The organism is Legionella nautarum, assembly GCF_001467895.1.
Classification (GTDB): Bacteria; Pseudomonadota; Gammaproteobacteria; order Legionellales; family Legionellaceae; genus Tatlockia; species Tatlockia nautarum.
In genome coordinates, this window is sequence record NZ_LNYO01000016.1 from 25,868 (window position 1) to 27,160 (window position 1,293).

The following is a 1,293-nucleotide window of genomic DNA, read 5'->3' on the forward strand; positions in this document are numbered from 1 at the left end:
TAACTGTTTCCAGAGTAAATTGTCATTGGCTAAATTGTGAAACTTTTTAGATACTAATTCCACGCTATTAATGAGTGATTCAGGGTCAAGAAATGACAAAATGAGGGACCAAAGCTCTTCTGGTTGATCTGTAGCTGTGGCCTGAAAAGCCGCGGGGGCAAAAAAATGACTGTGAGCAAATTCTACCCTTGGAGCAGGATGCTGAAAACCGGCTCTAAAGAAATTCTCCGCCTCATCGGAGCTTGAATCATGGGGCTGTTCTTCGGCAGATGCTTTTAGGGCTATTGCTGATTGCGCTTGTGCTAATTTTTCTTGTAAAAAATTTCTACACTCCACAGGGCAATGTTCGCTAAGAAGTTTTTGAATAGTATCTGGTTTAATGAGCCTTCCTTGATCTAAATCAAACAACCGTTCTAGTAGATCTAATCTACCCTTGATTGAGCATTTCTCTAGCAGTTTGATGTTTTTTAGTTCCCCCCGTTCCTCAATGGCATTCAAAAGGGTAAAGATCCCATTCTGAAGTGTTGAGTCGCAAGAAGTGTTTACTATTAAATAAAGTCCTTCCTCAGGATCTGCTCCGTTATCTAATAAAAACTGCATCAGATTATCTTGCCCAGATTCAGTTGCTTGAGCTAATAGAGTTGTATACCCACATTTTTGGTTAATGCTAATAAATTGTTTTTTTAAGGCATATTTTATCAGGTCAATATGGCCATGCTCGGCAGCTGAACGCATAGCGCTTGCCATTGCATGTTCAAATTTGGTTTTTGCTCTTTTTAACTTTGCACTGAGCTTTGCAATTTTTTCCTTTGAGAAAGAGGTATTCGCTTCATTTAATTCTTGTTCTTTTTGAGTGATTCCTTGCTGTAACTGATTAGCGAATCGGCTGAAAATGGGAATAATACCATTCGAGGCAGCAAGCTCAATGACCTCATTTCGCCTCAATTTCCTGATAGTTCTAAATTCGCCCTTTGAGTTTAATTTGGTGTAATCATCTATAAAATTATCACAGGCTCTCAGCATATAGTTTTGCCCGCTGCGTATGACACTAGGAAGTAATTTAACGAAGCTATGGAAATTAATGTGTGGATTTTCTGGGGAAGCTAAAAGTTCTCGCGATAAATCCGAAAGCCCGCCTTCAAGGGCTAGACCTATTGTCCCTAGCGTCAACTCATCTGGTTTTCCTCTATTTCGCAAAACTGCCCAACGCAACAGCTCTAGCTCGTTTTCTGGTTCAGGCCTTGCTTGGAATTCTGGCTCACAAATGGAGTAAAAATGCTCTAAAATCTCTGG

Annotated in this window: 1 protein-coding gene; it reads right to left on the reverse strand. The window is 40.1% G+C overall.

Annotated elements, in window-relative coordinates; translation table 11 throughout:
- Positions 1 to 1,293 (reverse strand): F-box-like domain-containing protein (locus Lnau_RS09295; protein WP_193786807.1); only part of this gene is annotated, 1,293 nt, incomplete at both ends.